The following is a 21,790-nucleotide window of genomic DNA, read 5'->3' on the forward strand; positions in this document are numbered from 1 at the left end:
CTCGAGGGCCTTCAGGTGCAGTGATTTGCGCCACATTTACTGCCGATCTTGTCGGGTGAATACACCGCAAACACGAGCGGGGCGGGGGCGGCGCGCCGCCCCCCCGCGCGCGCCCCCCCCCCCCCCCCCCCCCAGCCCCCCCCCTATAATCTCCCTAAAAACCACCCCCCCCCCCCCCCCCCCGGGGGGGGGGGGCCGGGCGGGGGGGGCGGCGGGCGGGCCGCCCCCCCGCTCGTGTTTGCGGTGTATTCACCCGACAAGATCGGCAGTAAATGTGGCGCAAATCACTGCACCTGAAGGCCCTCGAGATTGCGCCGACCCCGCTCGACCGATAGCAACCCTGCCGTATGGTGCTCAGCATCACATTCGATCGCGGAGGTCTTCCGGCCTTCCGCACCGCCGATCAGTGAGGCATCGACCAGTGAGTGCCGCGACAACGACGACCGCTCCCGAATCGGGAACAGGCGTTTTCAGCAAGACCCGGGCCCGGATCAGCGCCCGCACCCTACGCACGGATCGATGGTGGCTACCTCCCCTGATCACCGTGATCGGGCTCGCCGCCTTCGTCGTCTACGCGACCGTCAGATCGTTCGTACGGACCGCGTACTGGGTGCCCGACTATCACTACCTGACGCCGTTCTACTCACCCTGCCTGAGTACTTCCTGCGTCGAGGGATCGAGCCATTTCGGCACACCGTTCGGCGACCTGCCGATGTTCATCCCGCTCGGGTTCCTGGTGCTGCCTTTCCTGCTCGGTTTCCGGCTCACCTGCTACTACTACCGCAAGGCCTACTACCGGTCGGTGTGGTTCTCGCCCCCGGCGTGCGCGGTGGCCGAACCCCACGCGAAGTACACCGGTGAGACCCGGCTGCCGCTGATCATCCAGAACGCGCACCGCTATTTCTTCTATGTCGCGGTGATCATCTCGGTGATCAACACCTACGACGCGATCGGCGCCTTCCACGGCAGATCCGGTGGTTTCGGGATAGGCCTGGGCAGCCTGGTCCTCACCGGGAACGTGATCCTGCTGTGGGCTTACACCCTGTCCTGCCATTCCTGCCGGCATATCGCCGGCGGCCGGTTGAAACACTTCTCCGCCCACCCGGTGCGCTACTGGTTCTGGACCCAGATCTCCAAGCTCAACACCAGGCATATGGCGCTGGCCTGGACGACGCTCGGCACCCTCGTGCTCACCGACTTCTACGTGATGCTGGTGGCGAGCGGCACGATTTCTGATCTTCGCATCATCGACTGAGGAGTTTGGACGGCTATGCCCGAAGTGGAACGGCACACCTACGACGTGGTCGTGATCGGTGCCGGAGGTGCCGGACTACGCGCTGTGATCGAGGCCCGCGAACACGGCCTGTCGGTGGCGGTCGTATGCAAATCGCTGTTCGGCAAAGCACATACCGTGATGGCCGAGGGCGGCTGCGCGGCGGCCATGGGGAACGCCAACGAGAAGGACAGCTGGCAAACCCATTTCCGCGACACCATGCGTGGCGGGAAGTTCCTGAACAACTGGCGGATGGCCGAACTGCACGCGCTGGAGGCGCCGGACCGCGTCTGGGAACTGGAAACCTATGGTGCCCTGTTCGACCGGACACCCGACGGACGGATCAGTCAGCGAAATTTCGGTGGCCACACCTATCCGCGGCTGGCCCATGTGGGCGACCGGACCGGTCTCGAGCTGATCCGCACCATGCAGCAGAAGATCGTTTCGCTGCAGCAGGAGGATTACGCCGAAACCGGTGACTACGAGGCACGGATCAAGGTCTTCGCCGAATGCACCATCACCGATCTGCTGAAGGACGGCGACCGGATCAGCGGCGCCTTCGGCTACTGGCGCGAATCCGGACGGTTCATCCTGTTCGAAACGCCGGCCGTAGTCCTGGCGACAGGGGGTATCGGTAAGTCCTACAAGGTCACCTCGAACTCCTGGGAGTACACCGGTGACGGGCACGCGCTTGCCCTGCGCGCCGGTGCGCGGCTGATCAATATGGAGTTCCTGCAGTTCCATCCCACCGGGATGGTCTGGCCGCCCAGTGTGAAAGGCATTCTTGTCACCGAGGGGGTGCGCGGGGACGGCGGGGTACTGAAGAACACCGAGGGCAAACGCTTCATGTTCGACTACATTCCCGCGGTCTTCAAAGGCCAGTACGCCGAAACCGAGGAGGAGGCCGACCAGTGGCTGCGCGATAACGATTCGGCCCGCCGTACCCCTGATCTGCTCCCCCGCGACGAAGTGGCGCGGGCGATCAACGAAGAGGTGAAGGCCGGCCGGGGCACTCCACACGGCGGTGTCTACCTCGATATCGCCTCCCGGCTGACCCCCGAGGAGATCACCCGGCGGCTGCCGTCCATGCATCACCAGTTCAAGGAACTGGCGGACGTGGATATTACGAAGGAACCCATGGAGGTGGGCCCGACCTGCCACTACGTCATGGGCGGTATCGAGGTCGACCCGGATACCGGTGCCGCTCACGTACCCGGGCTCTTCGCCGCCGGGGAATGTTCCGGTGGTATGCACGGCTCCAACCGGCTCGGCGGGAACTCGCTGTCGGATCTGCTGGTCTTCGGCCGCCGGGCAGGGCTCGGCGCGGCCGAGTACGTCCGGAAGCTCGCCGACCGGCCGGCGATCACGGAGACCGATATCGCGGCCGCGGCGGAAATCGCACTGGCACCTTTCGATCCGCCGGAAGGCGGTTCGGGTGAAAACCCCTACACTTTGCACACCGATCTCCAGCAGACCATGAACGATCTGGTCGGCATCATCCGCAAAGAACACGAAGTCCGCGAGGCCATCACCCGGCTGGACGGGCTGCGCGAAAGGTTCGCCCACGTCACCATCGAAGGGCACCGCCAGTTCAATCCGGGCTGGCATCTGGCCCTCGATATGCGCAATATGCTGCTGGTCAGCCAATGCGTGGCCCAGGCCGCGCTGCTGCGCACCGAGAGCCGCGGCGGCCATACCCGCGACGACCATCCGGGTATGGACCCGCAGTGGCGCAACAAACTGCTGGTCTGCGCGATCGACGGCGAATCGGCCGAATCCGGCGTCCCCGATATCTCGGTGACCGTCCGCGAACAAACGCCTATGCGCCCCGAACTGCTGGCCCTGTTCGAGCTCGGGGAACTGGAGAAGTACTACACCCCGGACGAGCTCGCCGGGCATCCGGCGGCCGAAGGCGGTTCGGCCGCACCGGACCGCGAAGCAAAGACCGAGGAGGCGTGAGCGATGAGTTACGACGCCCAGTTCCGCGTATGGCGCGGCGATTCCGAGACCGGGGAGCTCCAGGATTTCACGGTGCCGGTGAACGAGGGCGAGGTGGTTCTCGACATCATCCACCGGCTGCAGGCGACCCAGGCGCCCGATCTGGCCGTCCGGTGGAACTGTAAGGCCGGAAAATGCGGGTCGTGTTCGGCCGAAGTCAACGGCCGGCCGCGACTGCTGTGCATGACCCGGATGTCCACCTTCACGCCGGAAGACGTGGTCACTGTGACACCACTGCGGGCCTTCCCGGTGATTCGCGATCTGGTGACCGATGTGTCCTACAACTACGAAAAGGCGCGGGAGATACCGTCTTTCACGCCGCCACCGGATCTGAAACCGGGCGAGTACCGGATGCAGCAGGTCGATGTCGCGCGATCGCAGGAATTCCGCAAATGCATCGAATGCTTCCTCTGCCAGAACACCTGCCATGTGGTTCGTGACCACGACGAGAACAAGGAATCGTTCGCCGGGCCGCGGTATCTGATGCGTATCGCGGAGCTGGAGATGCATCCGCTCGATGTGGCCGACCGCCGCGACGAGGCCCAGGAAGAGCACGGTCTGGGCTACTGCAACATCACCAAATGCTGTACCGAGGTGTGTCCGGAGCACATCAAGATCACCGACAATGCACTGATCCCGATGAAGGAACGTGTCGCCGACCGCAAGTACGACCCGATCGTCTGGCTCGGCAACAAACTGTTCCGCCGCTGAGCACGGACGCGGCGACAATCTTCACGGCCGGACGGGTGTGGTCACAGCATCGTGACCACACCCGTGGCGACCAACGCCACGAGCACACCGACGAACAGTGCCGAAAGCACCGATCCGGTGAGTACGAACACCCCCACCGCGGCCGCCGCGAAGAGCAGCCCGACGATCAGCCACGCCACACCGTCGCTGGGCCCCAACTTGCGCAGCCGGGGATGGGAATTCTTGATCCCTCGGTCCACATATCGTTGTCTACCCGTTATACGACCTGGTAAACCTGCCGTGACCGGGTCGTATCGAACGACCGCAGACGTGCGGCGGGGTCACGGACGATCGAACTCGCCGTCCCGCACGCCCGCCGTGAAGGCGGCCCACTCTCCCGGGGTGAAGATCAGCACCGGCCCGTCGGGGTTCTTACCGTCCCGCATGCCCACATGACCGTCGGCGAGCATCGCGATCTCGACACTGTGCGAACCGGGCGCACCGTCCGGGGGGCTGCTCAGCCATTCGGCACCGGAAAGATCCACCTTCGTACCGTTGTCGACGCTCATTCGGGTTCTCCTCCATCAGCCGCACTATGTTCCGTCGGGGGGCGGCGCCGCCCGCACCGGCGCCGAGCGCGATGCTACGCGCAGGGGCGGCCCGATCGGGCCGGATATTCCTGGCGTACCGGCGCAATGCGGATTCGATGCGGGCAAAACCGCCGAAAATCACCCGTTCCGGGTGGTTCTCGGCCTATGGTGAGCTGTTGGTCGTATGTGCACACCCGGAAACCCACCGCGGACAACAGGATCGCCGCGGGTTCACAAGGAGGTCGTGTGTGATGCGGTTGAATCTGAGTACCCAGATCCCCACGCTGCTCGACTGCGGGGACGATCCGGGCGACATGACCGCCGAACAAGCGCATTCGGCGATGCAACTGCACCTGGACTGCACGGTGGATATGTGCCGGGTACGCCGCCGCGCCCGGGCGACGCTGGTGGAATCCGGCCGCTGCGTACTGGACAATCGGGCACTTCAATAGACCGCCCTACCCGCGACGCCGCCTTCGAGAAGGCCAACACCGGCGGTTCGGGGCCGTTTCGTTCTGGAGCGACAGAGCGGCGGAGTGAAAAACGATACCCAAGGGGCCCCCGAACCCCGCGACGCCGGGGGCGGCGCCATGAACTCAGCTCAGCGACGGCTGTGGTCGGTGATCGGCGCGCGTGGGCCGAACCGCGGCTTACGGGCCTGACCGCTGACCTCCAGCAGCCGAATCGTGCGATAGCGATGCGGACGCACCGGCTCGAGGTATTCGAGCATCTCGGTGTCGTCGATATCCCGGCCGAGCAGGGTCCAGCCCACCACCGAGGCCAGGTGGAAATCGCCCACCGACAGGGCGTCGGCATCACCGAACGCGCGCTGCGCGGTTTCCGCGGCTGTCCACTCCCCTATACCCGGGATCGTGCACAATCTGCGGGCGGCCTCGGCCGGCGGGAGTCCGGCCGTACGCTCCAGCGAATCGGCCACCCGCGCCGCCCGCACGATGGTCTGCCACCGCTGCGGCCCCACATTGGCGCGGTGATAGCTCCACGAAGGTATGCGCGCCCAGGTCGCGGCATCCGGCGGAACCCGCATACCTTCTGGTGCCGGACCCGGTGCCGGATCACCGAACCGATGCACCAGGGTCCGCCATGCGGCATGCGACGATACGATGGTGACCTTCTGCTCCAGGATCGCCGGGACCAGAGCCTCGAACACCCGCCCGGTGCGCAGCATGCGCAATCCCGGATTCCGTTGATGAGCGGCGGCGATCGTGGGATGGGTGGGTACGAAATCGTCCAGATTCTCGTCCAGGCAGAACATCGAATCGAGCTGGTCGAGAAATTCCGCGGCGCCCGGACCCCAGGCATCCGCGGTGATGGCGTGCGGCGCGGTCTGGGTCAGCCGATAGGTCACGGGCCCGGCCGGCATCCGCGATGCCCGCCAGTGCGCACCGTCGCGGTCGATCTGATGGCAGGGGTCGGCGGGCCCGCGGCGTAGCGGCGCCAGGGTATGCGAGAGCTGGATAGGCCCGTCGGCTGCCAGCACGCGGGTGGTTCCCGAGGACTCGGCCGGGGATCCTGCGGATCGAAGTGGCACCCCGCCATTGTGCCCGCAAAGACCGGACGCAGTCGTTTCCTTACCCGGTAACGACAGTGGTTCGGGAGACGATATGAACCGAGTTGAGCAAATATGCGGCTGTTGCCACGATTGGAGGTTTCATGATCACCGAGGCACTCAATTGGCTGCTCGATCTGTGGGGCAGTGTCTTCGCCGGTAGTTCCGGTTACGAAATCCAGCCGGGCACTCTGCCGTCCGGAAGCTGATCCCCGCAGCGGGTGACCGGGCGGGCCGCCCGGTCGCCCGCAAGTACGAAATCCGGGCGGCGATAAGCCGAAATCACCAGTGGTCCAATAGGATTTGCGCAAGATGCCGGCCGCGCCCAGCAGCCAGTTGATCGGCCTGGGTACGGCAGGAGAAGCCGTCTGCCACGAACACGGCGCCGGGTGGTGCGCTCGCCAGAGCCGGAAGCAATCCGTTTCCGGCCACCGACACCGATATTTCATAGTGGCCCTGTTGCATTCCGAAATTACCGGCGAGACCGCAGCATCCTGCGATTTCTGTCACATTCATACCCATGCTGGCAAATATCCGGCGATCGGCATCGAAGCCCAGAACGGAATAGTGATGGCAGTGTGGTTGCACCACGATCGGGCGGTCGGGACGGCCGGGCGGACACCAATCCGGCTGCGCCAGCAAGAACTCCGCGAGCGTACGCACCGCGGCAGCCACCGGGCGAGCGCGCGCGTCGTCGGGGAGCAGCTCCGGTAGGTCGGCGCGCAGTGCGGCCGTGCACGATGGTTCGAGACCGATGACGAGCCCGCCGGCGCGAACATGGGGGTCGAGATGGTCGAGGGTCCGCCGTAACCGGGCACGCGCACCGTCCAATTGCCCGGTGCTGATCCAGGTGAGCCCGCAACACACCTGCCGATCGGGCAGTACGACCCGATACCCCAGCGAGTTCAGCAGCGTCACCGCCGCCTGCGCGATCTCCGGGTCGAAAGCATTGGTGAAGGTATCGACCCAGAGCATCACGGTTCCCACTTCCGGGACCCGCACCTGCTGTTTGGACGATTCCTTCTGCCATATCCGCCGGAACGGGCGGGCGGCCAGTTCCGGGACCGCCCGCCGCGGGTCGGCGCCTGCAGCGCGCATACCCCATCGCCGCAACGGCTCCACCCGCGCCGCGGCGTTCACCAGACGAGGCAGGCGAGTCGCCCCCGCGAGCCAGCGTGGGAGCATACCCAGCGCATAGTGGTCGCGCGGCCGGAGACGGCGCCGGTAGCGGCGGTACAGGGTCTCGGACTTGTAGGTCGCCATATCGACCCCGGCCGGGCAGTCGGTACCGCAGGCCCGGCAGGACAGGCACAGGTCCAGGGATTCGGCCACCGCCGGCGCGGACCAAGCGAGATCGCCCCGGACGACCTCCTGCAGTACCCGGGCCCTACCCCGGGTGGTGTCCTTCTCATCGGCGGTCGCGAGATAGGACGGGCACATGAAGCCGCCCGCGGCGCGGGTATCGGCCCGGCATTTGCCCACCCCGACGCAGCGGTGCACCGCTGTGGACAGGTCGCCGCCGTCGCGGTCGAGCACGAAACCACCGGCCGATGGCATCGGACCCAGCCCGCGCAACCGGAGATCGGCATCCAGCGGCCGCGGCTGCACCAACACTCCGGGGTTGAGGACACCCGCCGGATCGAAGAGCGCCTTGTATCCGGCGAAAACGGCACGGACCTCGGGCGAGTACATGATCTCCAGCAGTTCCGAACGGGCCCGCCCGTCGCCGTGCTCGCCGCTGAGCGAACCGCCGTGACGCACCACGAGATGCGCCGCATCGGTCAGGAAAGCGCGGACGCGATCGGGTCCCTCGGCGATGGGCAGATCCAGCCGAACATGCATACAACCGTCGCCGATATGCCCGTAGAGCAAACCGTCGACCTTGTGCTCCCGCGTCAACTCCTCGAAATCGCGCAGGTAGGCACCCAATCGAGGGGGTGGCACGGCGGCATCTTCCCAGCCGGGCCAGGCCGGCTGCCCGTCGCGGGTGCGCCCGGCCAGGCCGGCGCCGTCGGCGCGGATCCGCCACAGTGCCGCGGCGGCACCCGGGTCGGCGATGACACGGCTGTCGAGGGCACCGGCCGTCCGGCACAATCGATCGGCGGCGGCCCGGGCAGCGGCCGGGCTGTCACCCGCCAGTTCGACGAACAACCAGCCGTGTCCTCGCGGAAGATCCGGTACCCGCCTGCCGTGGGCGCGCACCATATCGACCAAACGTGCGTCGATTCCCTCCACCGCTACCGGCGCCACCGCGAGCACCGCGGCGATATCGTCGGCCGCTGTTGCCAGATCCTCGTAACCGAGCACGACGAGCAAGGTCGCGGCGGGAATCGGCACCAACTCCACTTCGGCTTCCAGCAGCACCCCGCAGGTGCCCTCGGTGCCGACGAAAGCGCCGGCGACCGAACTACCCCGCTCCGGAAGTAGGTACTCCAGACCGTAGCCGGAGGCCTGGCGATCGAACCGGCCGAGATCGGTGCGCAGTACCGCGAGCGAGGCGCCGGTGAACTCGGGTAGCCCGGGCACCGCGGCCAGGTCGTCTGCGAGTCGGCGCTCGGTGCCGGTCCCGTCGAGGATCCGCAGCTCACGAACCCGGTCGGAGGTGCGACCCCAGGCGATGGCATGCGGTCCGCACGCGTTGTTGCCGATCATTCCACCGAGCGTGCAGCGGTCCTGTGTGGACGGGTCGGGACCGAACCGCAACCCGTGTTCTCGCGCCGAGCGCTGCAGATCGGCCAACACCACGCCGGGCTGCACCCGGGCGGTGCGGCGTTGCGGATCGATCTCGGCGATACCGGTCATATGCCTGCTGAAATCGCAGACGATGCCGGGGCCCACGGCATTGCCGGCCACGGAGGTTCCGCCGCCACGCGGGGTCAGGGGGATACCTTCGGAACGTGCGAGTTCCAGCACTGCCGCCACGTCTGCGTCCGACCGGGGAAACACCACGACCTCCGGAAGCACCCGGTAGTTCGACGCATCGGCGGAGTACTCCGCCCGGCGGCGATAGGACGTGTCCACCGCATCCGCACCGATCCGGGCACACAGCTCCCGCGCGAGCGTATCCCGCCGCCTGTCGTGGTCGGTCACAGCGACCAGCCTAGGCGCACCATCGGCTCCGTCCCGGGCCTGCGCGCCGATATGCCGCCCCCCGAACACGCGGCGCACCGGAACTCTGCCACGGCCTCACTACGGCGCCGGATGCCGGCGCCCAGACCGGACCCACGTCCGTTGGGCGCAGTAGAGCGGGTCGTGCTCCGACCGGATGCAAGCTTGTGGCGGCTATTCGTCCGACAACCGCCGGCGCCATGACGACTCGAACAGGTCTCGGCCGCTCATCGGATCCACTCGGGCGTCCCTCACCCATCATGAGCGGCGCCGTTCTCACCGGGCACGACCCGGAAAGACTGCTCGCCGGCCCGGCGGCGACGCCTGCTGTCTCGAAGTGTCACGCCGGTCGGCTCCCTCGATCGGTCGGTCCTTCTGCCCCGAGTGCACGCGAAGCGCGGGTCAGGAGTCGCCGAGGTCCCGTTCCACAGAACGCACGGTGCCCTGGGCAAGCGCACACTGCACGGGGTCGGAACCGTCCGATTCGGCGGTGATCACGCAGTTCACCACGGCCTGGCGCCGAGTGGACCCGGTGACCGTGGCGACGGCGCGCAGCCGCTCACCACGGGCGGGACGCAGGTAGGTGACCGAGAAACCGCCGGTGAGCACATTCGCCCCGAGCACCGTCCCGGCGGCGAAGGTGACCGCGTTGTCGGCCAGGTAGGCCAGTACTCCGCCGTGGATATAGCCGAACTGCTGGGCGAGTTCCGGGCGGATCGGCACGATCAGTGTCGCGGAGCCGGTTTCGAACGCGGCGAGCTCGGTGCCGACCAGGTTGGCGAACGGCTGGGCGGCCAGCACTTTCGCGGCCAGGTCGAAATCGAGCGGGGCTGGATGGGACATCTTCGCCTTTCGGTCGGTGAGCAAGTGTGCCGCGCTCTCGGTCGGGCGAACGCGCCACTCGGTGGAGCCGCGCCGGTGCCGGGCGGTGCGACTCCAGTCTGCCGCCCGGCGGACGTGCCCATCACTCGCCCGGCGAAACCCACACCCAGCACACCGCGCGCAACTCCTCCCCCCGACAGTCCCCTGGCCGCCACTCGATGGAACTGCAAGCCCATCGCACGGGCCTGCGGACGACACCCGGTGGAGCGTCGAACGCACCGTCCACTCCGGGCGATATCCACCTGGTTGTCACCCGGGAGGAGTAAGACTGCAGACGTGGCCAGATGGCTCTTGCATGTCGACCTCGACCAATTCCAGGCCGCGGTGGAGTTCCGCCGGCATCCCGAACTGCGCGGCCTGCCGGTGATCGTGGGCGGGAACGGGGACCCCGAGGAACCCCGCAAGGTCGTGACCTGCGCGTCGTACCCGGCGCGGGCCTTCGGTGTCCGGGCCGGGATGCCACTGCGGACGGCGGCGCGTAAATGTCCCGAGGGAGTTTTCCTGCCGCTGGACCCGCCCAGCTACGACGAGGCCTCCGAGCAGGTCATGGCGCTACTGCGGACCTTCACCGACCAGGTGGAGGTATGGGGTTGGGATGAGGCGTTCGTGGCGGCCGAGACCGACGACCCGGAGAGTCTGGCGGCCGCGATCCGTACCGGCGTCGCCGAACTCGGCCTGACCTGCGCGGTGGGTATCGGGGACAACAAGCTCACCGCCAAACTGGCGACCGGTTTCGCCAAATCGGTCGGTAAATCCGTCGATACGCCCGCCGACCAACCCGGTGCCCACGCGGGCACGTTCCGGTTGACGGCGGCGAACTGGTCGCAGGTGATGGCGCATCGGCCGACGAACGCGCTGTGGGGAATAGGTAACCGGATCGCAGCCCGGCTGGCCGAATTGGATATTCATACTATCGGCGATCTGATGGGCGCGGACCGCGCAGTGCTGGCGGCCGAGTTCGGGCCCACCAACGGTCCGTATCTGTGGGTAATGAGTCGCGGGGCCGGCGATACCGAGGTGGTGACCGCACCGCCACCGCCGGTGGGCCGCAGTAAATCGGAGACTTTCCCACGCGACCTCACCGACCGCGACGAGATACGCGAGCAGGTCGCGCGGCTGGCGGCGGAGGTCACCGCGGAGATCGCCGCGGCGGGCCGGATCGCCGTCCGGGTTGCGGTCACGGTGCGGACCAGCACTTTCTATACCCGCAGTAAACAGTCGAAACTGGGCGAACCCACAACGGATGTCGCCACCATCGTCGACACCGCGTTGCGCGTTCTCGACCGGTTTCCGCTGGACCGTCCGATCCGGCTGCTCGGCGTCCGGCTCGAACTGGCACCCGTCCCGGACCCGGCAGCTTGACCTCAATGATGGTTGAGCTTTTAGTGTCGGTGCACTGGAGTTGAATCGGGCTCCGGAGCGGAAGGACATGTCGGATGAGCATGGAATCGGTTGCCTGGGATCAGATGTACCGGCGGATGCACGCCCCCGAGGAACAGCGGGCGTTCAGTCTCGCCACGGCCCGGCGGATCCTGGGATTCGCGCGGTCGCACCGGCGCCGGATGGGTGCGTTCCTGGTGCTCAGCGTCGTAGCCGCGGTCCTCGCGGTGGCCACCCCCCTGCTGGCGGGCCGGGTAGTCGACGAAATAGTCGACGGCTCCGCCGCCCGGACGGTGATCATGCTGGCCCTTGCCATCGCCGGCCTCGCCGTCCTCGATGCCGGGCTGGGTCTGGCGATCCGGTGGCTGTCGGCCCGTATCGGGGAGGGACTGATCCTCGATCTGCGCACCGCCGTGTTCGATCATGTCCAGCGCATGCCGATCGCGTTCTTCACCCGGACCCGGACCGGTGCCCTGGTCAGCCGCCTGAACAACGATGTGATCGGGGCACAGCGCGCCTTCAGCGACACCCTCTCCGGAGTGGTCGCCAACCTCGTGACCGTCATGCTCACCCTGGTGGTGATGCTCCAGCTGTCCTGGCAGATCACGCTGCTCGCCCTGCTGTTGCTACCGGTCTTCGTGATACCGGCCCGGCGGATGGGTGATCGGCTGGCCGATATCCAGCGCGAGGCCGCCGGGCTGAACGCGGCCATGAGCACCCAGATGACCGAACGTTTCTCGGCGCCGGGCGCCACCCTGGTGAAGCTGTTCGGCCGGCCGGATCAAGAGTCCGGCGAATTCGCCCTGCGCGCGCGGCGGGTGCGCGATATCGGGGTGCGTACCGCCATGCTGCAAACCGTGTTCGTCACGGCTTTGACGCTGGTCTCGGCACTGGCCGTGGCGCTGGTGTACGGCCTGGGCGGTTGGTATGCGCTGCGCGGGCAGCTCGACGCGGGGGCGGTCGTGGCCCTGTCGCTCCTGCTGACCAGGCTGTACTCGCCGCTCACCGCACTCGCGAGCGCACGGATGGAGGTCATGTCGGCCCTGGTCAGCTTCGAGCGGGTCTTCGAGGTCCTCGATCTCGAACCGCTGATCGAGGATGCGCCCGGCGCCCGGCCGGTCCCGGCCGGTGGTGTCGCGGTGGAATTCGACGATGTGCGCTTCGGATACCCTGCGGCGGACAAGGTCTCGCTGGCTTCACTGGAGGAGGTGGCGACCCTGGACACCCGCGGTGGTGAGGAAGTGCTGCACGGCGTCAGCCTGCGCGCCGAACCGGGCGAGCTCATCGCCCTGGTGGGTTCCTCCGGCGCCGGTAAATCGACCATCGCCCAACTGGTTTCACGACTCTACGATGTCGATTCCGGTTCGGTACGGCTGGGCGGCACCGATGTCCGCGAGTTGAGCACGGCCTCCATCCGGGAAACGGTAGGCCTGGTAACCCAGGACGGGCACCTGTTCCACGACACCATCCGGTCCAATCTGCTACTGGCCGCCCCCGATGCCGACGAGGCACAGCTGTGGGATGCGCTGGGCCGCGCCCGGTTACGTGATCTGATCGCCTCGCTACCCGACGGACTGGACACCGTGGTCGGCGAACGCGGTTACCGGCTCTCCGGTGGCGAACGTCAGCGCCTCACCATCGCCCGGCTGCTGCTCAAACAACCGCGAGTGGTAATCCTCGACGAAGCCACCGCCTCGTTGGACTCCACCTCCGAAGCCGCGGTACAGGCCGCGTTGACCGAGGCGTTGCAGGACCGCACCGCACTGGTGATCGCGCATCGCCTCTCCACCGTGCGCGCCGCAGATCAGATCTTGGTGGTGGAAGCGGGGCAGATCGTGGAGCGCGGAACGCATCCGGAACTGCTCGCCGCCGGCGGCCGCTACGCCGAGCTCTACCGAACTCAATTCGCCGGCGAACCGGAACCGGCCGCCGCCTGAAGGGCCGCACCGGATGATCCGGTTCGGCTTCCCGACCGGACCGCTGCCGTGGGACGCCCCCGGGTCGATGGAGCCGCCGGTGGACCGGATCGGGCGCCGTCGCCCGGATCGGCCCACCACGCCCGAGCCAAAGATTCCTGCAGATGTCTCTTCAACTGACGGGTGCGCGGATCGTCGGAACCGCGTGGTCGCAACGCCTCGGCCACCAATTCGAGAAACCGCTGCCGGGTCACACCGAACTTCAGGAAAATTTCCTCGGCCCCCGCGCCGCCGAACGGTGCCCAGCGGATGGCGAAGCCCACCAGGGGTAGCGTCGCGGCATCCACTGCTCTGCCGATCTCCAGCGCACGGCACTGCTGCAACGCGATACGCACCCAGGAGACACCGCAGGAAAATTCCGGGTCCGGCCGGTCAATCGACGACATATGCGGCCTCCGCTCCCTCGGCCCCCCCGCCCCCCCCCCCCCCGGGGGCCCGCCGGCCGGCCGGGTTACCCCCCCACCCCCCCCCCCCCCCCCCCCCGCCCCCCCCCCCCCCCCCCCCCCCCGGGGGGGCGCCCCCCCCCCCCCCGCCGGTTTCCCCGATCACCGCGAACACCGGGAATCTGTCCTCTCGTGGGCAAGGCTGGAACCCCACCCGCACCGGGCCGCACGGCGCCGCCGGGATCCGCCCTTCGATCGAGGCGTAGACCCACGGGCCCTCGTCGAGTTCGACGATGGCAATGGTCAACGGTGCCGCGGTATCGGTCACGCCGCGTTCCACCACCCGCCAGGAAAGGATCGAGCCGGCACCACAGGACGGGACCGGTTCCAGGTCGCTCGAGGCGCACGACGCGCAGTCGACAGTGAGCGGCGCGAACAGGCGGTCGCAGCGCGCGCAGCGCCGGATCATCAATATGCCCGGCCCGTGCTCTGCGGTGGTGGGGCCGCTACTGCCGGGGATTTCGGAGCGGAATGGATGCATGATTGCCTTCGCTGACGACATCGACGGGTCACGCCAGCATGGTCGGCCCGGAGTACGTACGCGTCGGCCGAACGACCTACGACATACCTATTTCTGCTCCGTACCGGACCCACGGCCGTACTGAACGGCCGACCGCCGATTCGGGTCACTTATCGTGCGGCCGGAAACGACCTATCCCCCGATTCTCCGCGGTTGCGACCGCGACTCCGGGCGGTCGGACACAGCTCCAGTGCCCTCAACAGGCCGAAAGATGCCGGGCGGGCGGTGACACCACTGCAACGACGACTTGCCCCCGATGCCCAGGTCGATACGGCACCGCACTTACTCGACCCGGAAGCTCCGGGTATGCCATCCGGTGGCGCCGTCGGGTACCGGATCGGCCCGCTGTTCGGTCTGCACCCGCCCTTCGCTGTCGGTGGCACGTACCCGCACGGTGTGCTCGCCGGGTACCGCGTCCCAGCGCCAGGTCCACTGCCGCCAAGTATCCGAGGAGTATTCCGGCGCGAGTTGGGCGGGTTGCCACGGACCGTCGTCGACCTGGACTTCCACGGCGGCGATACCGCGGTGCTGTGCCCAGGCCACACCCGCGACAACGGCCGGTCCAGGAGCGATCCTCGCGAACGGGGCGGGTACGTCGATTTGCGAGGCGGTCTTGATCGGGCCGCGCGCCGACCAGCCGCGCCGGGTCCAATACGCCTCGGCTCTGTCGAATCTGGTGAGTTCGAGGTCGACAACCCATTTGGTCGCGCTCACGTAGCCGTAGAGCCCGGGGACCACCATCCGCGCCGGATAACCGTGCTCGACCGGCAGCGGGGCGCCGTTCATTCCGACAGCCAGCAGCGCGTCGCGACCGTCGGTCAAAGCAGCCACCGGCGTCCCCGCGGTGAATCCGTCCGCGCTGGTGGACAGCACCATATCCGCATCTGGACGAACCCCGGCCTCGGCGAGCAGGTCTGCCAGCGGGTATCCGATCCAGCGAGCGTTGCCGGCCAGGTCGCCGCCAACCTCGTTGGAGACGCAGGTCAAGGTGATCATCTTCTCCACGGCGGGGCGCCGGCGCAGCTCCTCCATGGTCAGTTCGATCTCGCGATCCACCATTCCGTGGATGCGTAGCCGCCAGTCCTGGCTGGTCACCGCCGGAATCCGCAGGGCGGTGTCGATTCGGTAGAACATGTCGTTGGGCGTGACGAATTCGGTGAGCCCGCGGACGGGCGGATCGGTGCCCGGTGGCGGTGGTGCTGCCGCAGTCACCGGGCGCGGCAACACGAAACGTTCCAGATCGGCGGTCACGGCCCGCATCCGCTCACCGACCCAGCGTCCGGCGGCCGCGCTCCCGGCCGCCACCGCGGCAGCGCCGGCCACCAGCACCAGGAACCGGCGCCGGGACGGATCGTCGACCGCCCCCTCGTCCGCGCCCTTCGAGCGCGGCGCGGCTGCTATCAGGAAACGCAGGGTGGCAACACCCGCCGCGATACCGAGCAGAATCGGAATCGCGAACACCGGAGCCGCGGTGGGCCGCACCGATACGGCCAGACAGACGATGAGGCCGAGCGCGATCAGCAGCGCGCTACCGAAGGGCCGCCGCCGCTCGAGCAGGCCCACCACGACGGCGAGCACCGCCGTCACCACACCCATCGATCCGAACAGCACGGCTTTGTCGGCGGTACCGAATTGCTCGATGGCGAACTCGCGCAACGCCTTCGGTGTGTAGTCGACCACGGTGGCGCCGGTCGCGACGAACGGTGAGGCGTCCGGATCGATCAGACCGGCGAACAGTTCCGCGACACCGAGCACCATCCCGGCGGCCACAAGACCGCACAGGCCGGCCGCCAGGGGTGTGGGTTCACGCGTCGGCTCCCGGAATCGTTGCGCGATTCCGGGCGGATCCGGTATGTCCTGCATCAGCACCCTCGTTCCGCCATCGGGCCGTGGGCCCGCCTGCCCCGGTGTTCGTCGAACTACCTAGGTGCGGATGGTGTCATTGCGAGCACGGTTCGGGAAGGTCCGCGGGCAGGGCGTCACCGAACCGTCAGGAATTCGTGGTCGGCTATGACCACGCCGTCACAGGCCGGACACAGGCAAGCGCCGAGGGGGTGGACCGGCCGGGCGGAGGGGAACACTCGGTGAAACGCTAGCGGGCCGCGGTAGCCGATGAGGGCTATCGCGGCCCGCGGAACCGAAGGCAGGTCAGGCGGTGGCCGCCAGGGACCGGTCGTCGAAGGCCGGTTCCCGGATCGGCTCGATGGCGTAAGCCAGGATTTCGGCCACGTCGGCCACCGGACGAACATCCAGTTCGGCCAGCACATCGGCGGGGACGTCGTCCAGATCCGGTTCGTTACGCGCCGGAATGAACACCGTCTTCAGACCCGCACGCTGCGCCGCCAGCAGTTTCTGCTTCACGCCACCGATCGGCAGCACCCGGCCGTTGAGCGTGACCTCACCGGTCATACCCACATCCGAGCGCACCGGCCGCCCGAGCGCCAGCGAGACCAGCGCGGTCACCATGGTGACACCGGCGGACGGACCGTCCTTGGGCACGGCACCCGCGGGAACGTGCAGGTGCAGGCTGCGGTCCAGGACTCCGGGTTCGATACCGATTTCACCCAGATGCGAGCGCACGTAGGTCAGCGCGATCTGCGCCGATTCCTTCATCACATCGCCCAGCTGACCGGTCAGGGTGAGGTTGCGGTCCCCCTCGGCGGTGTTCGCCTCGATGTAGAGGACATCACCGCCCAGCCCGGTGACAGCGAGTCCGGTCGCCACACCCGGCACGGCCGTGCGTTCCGCCGAGTCCGGAGTGAATCGGGGACGGCCGAGGTAATCCTTCAGATCACCGACATCGATGCGCAGGGTTTCCCGGGGTTCGTCGGTATCCACCGCGGTGGCATCACCCGTGCCCCCGGTCTCGGACAACCGGGTAGCGGCCTTGCGCAGCACCTTGGCGATGAGCCGTTCCATCTGCCGGACCCCGGCCTCCCGGGTGTAATCGGCCGCGATCTCGCGCAGTGCGGCATCGGTGACCTGGACTTCCTCGGCGGTGAGCGCATTGCGTTCCAGCTGACGGGGCAGCAGGAAGTCGCGGGCGATGGCCACCTTGTCGTCCTCGGTGTAGCCGTCCACGGTGATCACTTCCATCCGGTCCAGCAGCGGGCCGGGGATGGTTTCCATCACGTTCGCGGTCGCCAGGAACAGCACATCGGACAGGTCGAGGTCCATATCCAGGTAGTGATCGCGGAAGGTGTGGTTCTGGGCGGGGTCCAGCACCTCGAGCAGCGCCGAGGCGGGATCTCCGCGGAAATCGGCACCCAGTTTGTCCACCTCGTCGAGCAGGACGACCGGATTCATCGAACCGGCTTCCTTGATCGCCCGCACGATCCGGCCGGGCATCGCACCCACGTAGGTGCGCCGGTGGCCGCGGATCTCGGCCTCGTCCCGTACGCCGCCGAGCGCGACCCGCACGAACTTGCGGCCCAGCGCCCGGGCGACCGATTCGCCGAGCGAAGTCTTACCCACCCCGGGAGGCCCGGCCAGCACCAGCACGGCACCCGACCCGCGCCCACCGACGACCTCGAGCCCGCGCCGCGCACGCCGCGCCCGGACCGCGAGGTACTCGACCATCCGGTCCTTCACTTCGTCCAGGCCGTGGTGGTCGGCGTCGAGTACGGCCCGCGCGGCCGATACATCGGTGGAGTCGGTGGTTTTCACCTGCCACGGCAGTTCCAGCACGGTATCGAGCCAGGTGCGGATCCAGCCGGTTTCCGGACTCTGGTCGCTGGACCGCTCCAGCCGGGCCACCTCGCGCAACGCTGCCTCCCGGACGGATTCGGGCAGGTCCGCCTGCTCGACTCGGGTCCGGTAGTCGTCGGCGCCGTCCGGTTCGTCCTCACCCAATTCCTTGCGGATGGCGTTGAGCTGCTGGCGCAGCAGGAATTCGCGCTGACTCTTCTCCATGTTCTCGCGGACCTCGTCACCGATCTTCTCGGTGACCTCGGCCTCCGCGATATGCGCCCGCGTCCATTCGATGAGCCGGTTCAGCCGCGCCGTGACATCCGGGGTTTCGAGCAGTTCCCGTTTCTGTTCGGCGGTGAGATAGGCGGCGTAGCCGGCGGTATCGGCGATGGCAGAGGGGTCGGTGAGCTGGTTGAAGGCGTCGATCATCTGCCACGCCTCCCGGCGCTGCAGTACCGAGACCACGAGCTTCTTGTACTCGTCGGCCAGTTCACGGGTGCGGCCGTCGGCGTCGGGGGTATCGACCGGCTCGGCCTCCACCCACAGCGCGGCCCCGGGCCCGGTGACCCCGTGGCCGATCTTCACACGCCGTTCCGCCTTGAGCACGGCGGCGGGAGTACCGCCGCGCATCCGGCCGATCTGCTCGATGGTGGCGAGCACACCATAGGCGGCGTATCCCTCGGTCAGGCGGGGGGCGAGCAGTACGGTTCCGGTCTTCGCGGCCTGCGCGGCATCGATCGCCGCCTGTGCGGATTCGTCCAGCTCGATCGGGACGACCATGCCCGGCAGCACGATGGGATCGGTCAGGAACAGCACCGGAAGATTCAGTGGTGTAGTCACGAACACAACCTCCAATAGTTGAGCTATCCCGACTCAACTTCTCGAGGTTCGTCATTGTTCCAACCCGGTCCCCGTGTTCACCCAGGGCGAACCAACGTCTTGGAACAAGCACCGGACTCGATCGACCCCGAGCGATGCGGCCACCCGGTGATCAGTGTCCGGCGAACGCCTCCGCGAGCCACCAGGCGCCGCCGTCGCTGGTGATCTTCGCGTCGATCACCAGCGGTCGTTGCTGCTCGCCGGTTCGGTAGCGCTCGACCCACTCGCGGACGGGCATCAGATCACGGGCCGAGCGAACAGTCACCCCGATGGCGCCGAATCCTTCGGCGATGGCGGCGATATCGGTTTCCGGAAAAGTCACAGTGGTGTGATCGGCGTCACCGAAATGATGGACCTCGGCGCCGTAGGCGGAGTCGTTGTAAACGATTGCCACCAGCGGAGTTCCGGTGCGAACCGCCGTCTCCAGTTCGGCGATCGACATCAGGAACCCGCCGTCACCGGCACCCAGAACCGGAAGCCGGTGGGGTTGCGCGAAGCCCGCGCCGATCGCGGTGTGCAGCCCGAGGCCGATCGATTGGAAGGCCTGGGTGAAACAGAATCCGAACTCGTCGGGCACCGAGAGGTGGGTCGCCGGATAACCCATGAAGTTCCCCGAGTCGATCGCAACGATCCGCTGCGACGGGAGAATCTCGTCGAGCGCGATCGTCAGCACGCGGGGGTCGATCCGGTCAGCGGTGGAACTGTCTTCCACTGGGACATCCTGCCAGCGGGCCGATTTCGCAATTCGCTCCGCGACATCACCGGTGCGGTAGCCGTTCCGTCCGGGCGAACCGGATGAACGCAATGCGGCAAGAACATCCCGGGCGGTCGCGGCGCAATCCCCGAGCACCCCGAAATCGACCGGACGGTAGGCGCCGATGGCATCGATATCGTCGTCGACCTGAACGACCCGAGTGCCCGCGCCGATCAGACGACCGTGCCGCATGGTCCAGTTGTTCAGCGCGCACCCCCAGCCGACGATCAGGTCCGCCCCGGCGATGAGCTCGGCCGTGGCCGGCGACGAGAAGCCGCCGGATATCCCCAGGGCGAACTCTTCATTTGTGAACAAGCCGTTCGCGACCGCCGACGTGGCGAGCAGCGCACCGCAGGCCCTCGCCAGTTCGGCCACGGCGGGCCCGGCGGATCGGGCGCCCCGCCCGGCGACGAATACCGGTTTCCGCGCCGCCCGGAGGGTTTCGGCCAGCCGCGCCACCGAGTCACCGTCCGGCCGGACGCCCGCGGGTGCCACCACCGACTCGACCGGCCCGGCCACCGAACACGCCGCGGCGGCGATATCGATCGCCACATTCAGCACCACGGTGCGCCGCTGCGCGACGGCGGTGCGGAATGCCCGCGTCACATCGGCGACCGCGGTCGCGGCCGAGTACACCCGGTCGCTCACCGCGCCCACGCTCCGAACCAGCGTGCCCTGATCGATCCGAAAATTGGACCGCAGCGCCGCGGCCGGGCTGTCGGCGGTCAGCACGAGCATCGGAGTGCGGCTCTTGGCGGCCTCGCCGATACCGGTCATCGCATTGGTCAATCCGCACCCCTGGTGCAGTGAGACCACGCCGACCCGGCCCGACATCCGCGTGTACGCGTCGGCCATGGTCGCGGCGCCGCCCTCGTGCCGGGTCGCGGTGAACGGCACCCCGCCCCGGCGCAGCGCCTCGGTGAGCACGAAATTCCCGCTGCCGACGACACCGAAGACATGCCCGGCGCCCAGGTCGGCCAGCGCGCGGCCCACCACATCGGCGACCGTGGGACCGTAGACCTGCGGATCCTCCGCGCCGGCCGAAGCGGCACGCTGCGCGGACGTCATCCCAGCGCACCGTCCGGGTCGACGACGGCGAGCACCCGCGCCGGGCTACCGGTGCCGCCGACGATCGGCAAGGGGGTCACCACCAGCATCGCGCCCACCGCCGGCAGCCGACCCAGATTGCGCAGCGAGGTGAGTCCGTACTTGTCGTTGCCGAGGAAGTAGTGGTGCACCGGGAAGGCCGGGTCGAACCCACCGGCGAGCCCCGCGTCCACCCCGACGGTCTCCACCCCCAGCCCGGTGATCTCACGTTCGGTCGCCAGCCAGCGAGCGCACTCGACCGCCACGCCGGGCGTATGTGATCCGGTGTCGTCGGCGTTGAGGAATGCCGCCTCGGAATGGCCCCGGGATTCCCAGCCGGTGCGCAGCAACAGCCAGGTACCCGCGGTCAGCGGGCCGTGGACGCGCTCCCAGGCCTCGACATCGGCGACGGTGAGCAGATAGTCCGGATCCGCGGCGACCCGCTCGGTCAGGTCGAGAACCGCCGCACGCCCGATCAGCCGCCGCACCGGAATCTGCGATACATCGTCACCGTCGCGGCCGGTGACCCAGTGCACCGGTGCGTCGAGATGAGTGCCCACATGTTCCCCGGTGTGGATGTTGTTGTGCCGCCAGAACGGGCCGGGTTCGTCGTAGGCGCTGACCTCCTCCAGGCTGAAATCGATCAGGTTGGCGAAGGGTGCGGGCAGGCGCAGCGCCGGGGTCGAACTGCTCAGCGCGGTGGTCAGGTCGACTACTTCCAATTTTCCCGTGGTGACGGCGTCGAGGAAGGTCGACAGCGCGATGGCGGCGGCCTGAGGATCGGTCATATGGGGACCTTATTCCCGTTCCGACGCGACGGGGGCGGGATGTCCACCACGGTCCGTACGCCCGGCGCCCGGTGATCACCGGGCGGGCAGGGCCCCTGATTGACACTCGGGACGGCCCGGTGACAATGTGATCATCGAATCCACAATCCGGCCCAAGGGGAGCGCG

The 21,790-nt window shown here is 67.8% G+C and carries 17 protein-coding genes; 6 read left to right on the plus strand and 11 right to left on the minus strand.

Annotation, left to right across the window (positions count from 1 at the left end; genetic code table 11):
* Positions 1 to 421: 421 nt before the first annotated feature.
* Genes QH195_RS23045 through QH195_RS23055 form a run of 3 tightly spaced genes read left to right on the plus strand, consistent with a single transcriptional unit; the run spans position 422 to position 3,982 of the window.
* Complete coding sequence (locus QH195_RS23045; RefSeq protein ID WP_280436972.1) at positions 422 to 1,255, plus strand: hypothetical protein; 834 nt, start codon at positions 422 to 424, stop codon at positions 1,253 to 1,255.
* 15 nt (positions 1,256 to 1,270) lie between these two features.
* Positions 1,271 to 3,232, plus strand: a complete 1,962-nt coding sequence (locus QH195_RS23050; RefSeq protein ID WP_280436973.1) for a fumarate reductase/succinate dehydrogenase flavoprotein subunit — start codon at positions 1,271 to 1,273, stop codon at positions 3,230 to 3,232.
* A gap of 3 nt (positions 3,233 to 3,235) precedes the next feature.
* On the plus strand, positions 3,236 to 3,982 hold the full coding sequence (locus tag QH195_RS23055) for a succinate dehydrogenase/fumarate reductase iron-sulfur subunit (RefSeq protein ID WP_280424485.1): 747 nt from the start codon (positions 3,236 to 3,238) through the stop codon (positions 3,980 to 3,982).
* Between the two features lie 41 nt (positions 3,983 to 4,023).
* Here the strand turns inward: QH195_RS23055 and QH195_RS23060 are convergent, their stop codons facing one another.
* Both QH195_RS23060 and QH195_RS23065 read right to left on the minus strand, forming a co-directional pair.
* On the minus strand, positions 4,024 to 4,221 hold the full coding sequence (locus tag QH195_RS23060) for a hypothetical protein (RefSeq protein WP_033246590.1): 198 nt from the start codon (positions 4,219 to 4,221) through the stop codon (positions 4,024 to 4,026).
* A gap of 81 nt (positions 4,222 to 4,302) precedes the next feature.
* Positions 4,303 to 4,530, minus strand: coding sequence for a DUF397 domain-containing protein (locus QH195_RS23065; RefSeq protein ID WP_280436974.1), 228 nt, complete (start codon positions 4,528 to 4,530; stop codon positions 4,303 to 4,305).
* Positions 4,531 to 4,802: 272 nt separating this feature from the next.
* Here QH195_RS23065 and QH195_RS23070 point away from each other — a divergent pair, with 272 nt between their 5' ends.
* Positions 4,803 to 5,003: a hypothetical protein gene (locus tag QH195_RS23070; protein ID WP_062978896.1), complete on the plus strand. Its 201-nt coding sequence runs from the start codon at positions 4,803 to 4,805 to the stop codon at positions 5,001 to 5,003.
* Between the two features lie 149 nt (positions 5,004 to 5,152).
* Here QH195_RS23070 and QH195_RS23075 read toward each other — a convergent pair whose 3' ends face one another.
* The 3 genes from QH195_RS23075 to QH195_RS23085 all read right to left on the minus strand — a co-directional run bounded on the left by QH195_RS23075 (position 5,153) and on the right by QH195_RS23085 (position 10,069).
* Positions 5,153 to 6,049 carry a DNA-3-methyladenine glycosylase family protein gene (locus QH195_RS23075; RefSeq protein ID WP_280436988.1) on the minus strand — a complete coding sequence of 299 codons (897 nt, stop codon included), beginning with the start codon at positions 6,047 to 6,049 and terminating at the stop codon, positions 5,153 to 5,155.
* A 351-nt stretch (positions 6,050 to 6,400) separates the two neighbouring features.
* Positions 6,401 to 9,208 (minus strand): FAD-binding and (Fe-S)-binding domain-containing protein, encoded by a 2,808-nt coding sequence (locus QH195_RS23080; protein ID WP_280436975.1) that lies wholly within the window; start codon positions 9,206 to 9,208, stop codon positions 6,401 to 6,403.
* A 420-nt stretch (positions 9,209 to 9,628) separates the two neighbouring features.
* Positions 9,629 to 10,069 carry a PaaI family thioesterase gene (locus QH195_RS23085; protein WP_280424482.1) on the minus strand — a complete coding sequence of 147 codons (441 nt, stop codon included), beginning with the start codon at positions 10,067 to 10,069 and terminating at the stop codon, positions 9,629 to 9,631.
* Between the two features lie 315 nt (positions 10,070 to 10,384).
* On the opposite strand from QH195_RS23085, the gene QH195_RS23090 reads away from it, so the two are divergent.
* Together QH195_RS23090 and QH195_RS23095 are read left to right on the plus strand one after the other, a co-directional pair.
* A complete protein-coding gene (locus QH195_RS23090; RefSeq protein ID WP_280436976.1) occupies positions 10,385 to 11,470 on the plus strand; it encodes a DNA polymerase IV in 1,086 nt (361 codons plus the stop codon).
* A 74-nt stretch (positions 11,471 to 11,544) separates the two neighbouring features.
* Positions 11,545 to 13,425, plus strand: coding sequence for an ABC transporter ATP-binding protein (locus QH195_RS23095; RefSeq protein ID WP_280436977.1), 1,881 nt, complete (start codon positions 11,545 to 11,547; stop codon positions 13,423 to 13,425).
* On the opposite strand, the gene QH195_RS23100 is transcribed toward QH195_RS23095, so the two are convergent.
* The 6 genes from QH195_RS23100 to QH195_RS23125 form a co-directional block, all read right to left on the minus strand.
* Positions 13,389 to 13,850 carry a hypothetical protein gene (locus QH195_RS23100; RefSeq protein ID WP_280436978.1) on the minus strand — a complete coding sequence of 154 codons (462 nt, stop codon included), beginning with the start codon at positions 13,848 to 13,850 and terminating at the stop codon, positions 13,389 to 13,391. The genes QH195_RS23095 and QH195_RS23100 overlap by 37 nt on opposite strands.
* Complete coding sequence (locus tag QH195_RS23105) at positions 13,837 to 14,388, minus strand: Zn-ribbon domain-containing OB-fold protein (protein ID WP_280436979.1); 552 nt, start codon at positions 14,386 to 14,388, stop codon at positions 13,837 to 13,839. Before QH195_RS23105 ends, QH195_RS23100 begins: the two co-directional genes overlap by 14 nt.
* 321 nt (positions 14,389 to 14,709) lie before the next feature.
* The gene (locus QH195_RS23110; protein ID WP_432278318.1) at positions 14,710 to 16,290 is read right to left on the minus strand and encodes a molybdopterin-dependent oxidoreductase; all 1,581 of its coding nucleotides are present in this window, start codon (positions 16,288 to 16,290) and stop codon (positions 14,710 to 14,712) included.
* A gap of 285 nt (positions 16,291 to 16,575) precedes the next feature.
* Positions 16,576 to 18,957: an endopeptidase La gene (gene lon / locus QH195_RS23115; protein ID WP_280423869.1), complete on the minus strand. Its 2,382-nt coding sequence runs from the start codon at positions 18,955 to 18,957 to the stop codon at positions 16,576 to 16,578.
* Between the two features lie 151 nt (positions 18,958 to 19,108).
* A complete protein-coding gene (locus QH195_RS23120; protein ID WP_280436980.1) occupies positions 19,109 to 20,818 on the minus strand; it encodes a thiamine pyrophosphate-binding protein in 1,710 nt (569 codons plus the stop codon).
* Positions 20,815 to 21,624 (minus strand): cyclase family protein, encoded by an 810-nt coding sequence (locus QH195_RS23125; protein WP_280436981.1) that lies wholly within the window; start codon positions 21,622 to 21,624, stop codon positions 20,815 to 20,817. Before QH195_RS23125 ends, QH195_RS23120 begins: the two co-directional genes overlap by 4 nt.
* Between the last annotated feature and the right edge of the window lie 166 nt (positions 21,625 to 21,790).

The sequence above is a fragment of the Nocardia carnea genome, assembly GCF_029868855.1.
In the GTDB taxonomy this organism is placed as follows: Bacteria; Actinomycetota; Actinomycetes; order Mycobacteriales; family Mycobacteriaceae; genus Nocardia; species Nocardia carnea_A.

What these genes read in the sequence shown, in the direction of transcription:
- QH195_RS23050 (WP_280436973.1), top strand. Translation starts at nt 1,271, where the DNA reads ATGCCCGAAGTGGAACGGCACACCTACGACGTGGTCGTGATCGGTGCC.
- QH195_RS23065 (WP_280436974.1), bottom strand. Translation starts at nt 4,530, where the DNA reads ATGAGCGTCGACAACGGTACGAAGGTGGATCTTTCCGGTGCCGAATGG.
- QH195_RS23105 (WP_280436979.1), bottom strand. Translation starts at nt 14,388, where the DNA reads ATGCATCCATTCCGCTCCGAAATCCCCGGCAGTAGCGGCCCCACCACC.
- QH195_RS23110 (WP_432278318.1), bottom strand. Translation starts at nt 16,290, where the DNA reads ATGCAGGACATACCGGATCCGCCCGGAATCGCGCAACGATTCCGGGAG.
- QH195_RS23125 (WP_280436981.1), bottom strand. Translation starts at nt 21,624, where the DNA reads ATGACCGATCCTCAGGCCGCCGCCATCGCGCTGTCGACCTTCCTCGAC.
- QH195_RS23120 (WP_280436980.1), bottom strand. Translation starts at nt 20,818, where the DNA reads ATGACGTCCGCGCAGCGTGCCGCTTCGGCCGGCGCGGAGGATCCGCAG.
- QH195_RS23055 (WP_280424485.1), top strand. Translation starts at nt 3,236, where the DNA reads ATGAGTTACGACGCCCAGTTCCGCGTATGGCGCGGCGATTCCGAGACC.
- QH195_RS23070 (WP_062978896.1), top strand. Translation starts at nt 4,803, where the DNA reads ATGCGGTTGAATCTGAGTACCCAGATCCCCACGCTGCTCGACTGCGGG.
- QH195_RS23100 (WP_280436978.1), bottom strand. Translation starts at nt 13,850, where the DNA reads ATGTCGTCGATTGACCGGCCGGACCCGGAATTTTCCTGCGGTGTCTCC.
- QH195_RS23095 (WP_280436977.1), top strand. Translation starts at nt 11,545, where the DNA reads ATGAGCATGGAATCGGTTGCCTGGGATCAGATGTACCGGCGGATGCAC.
- QH195_RS23085 (WP_280424482.1), bottom strand. Translation starts at nt 10,069, where the DNA reads ATGTCCCATCCAGCCCCGCTCGATTTCGACCTGGCCGCGAAAGTGCTG.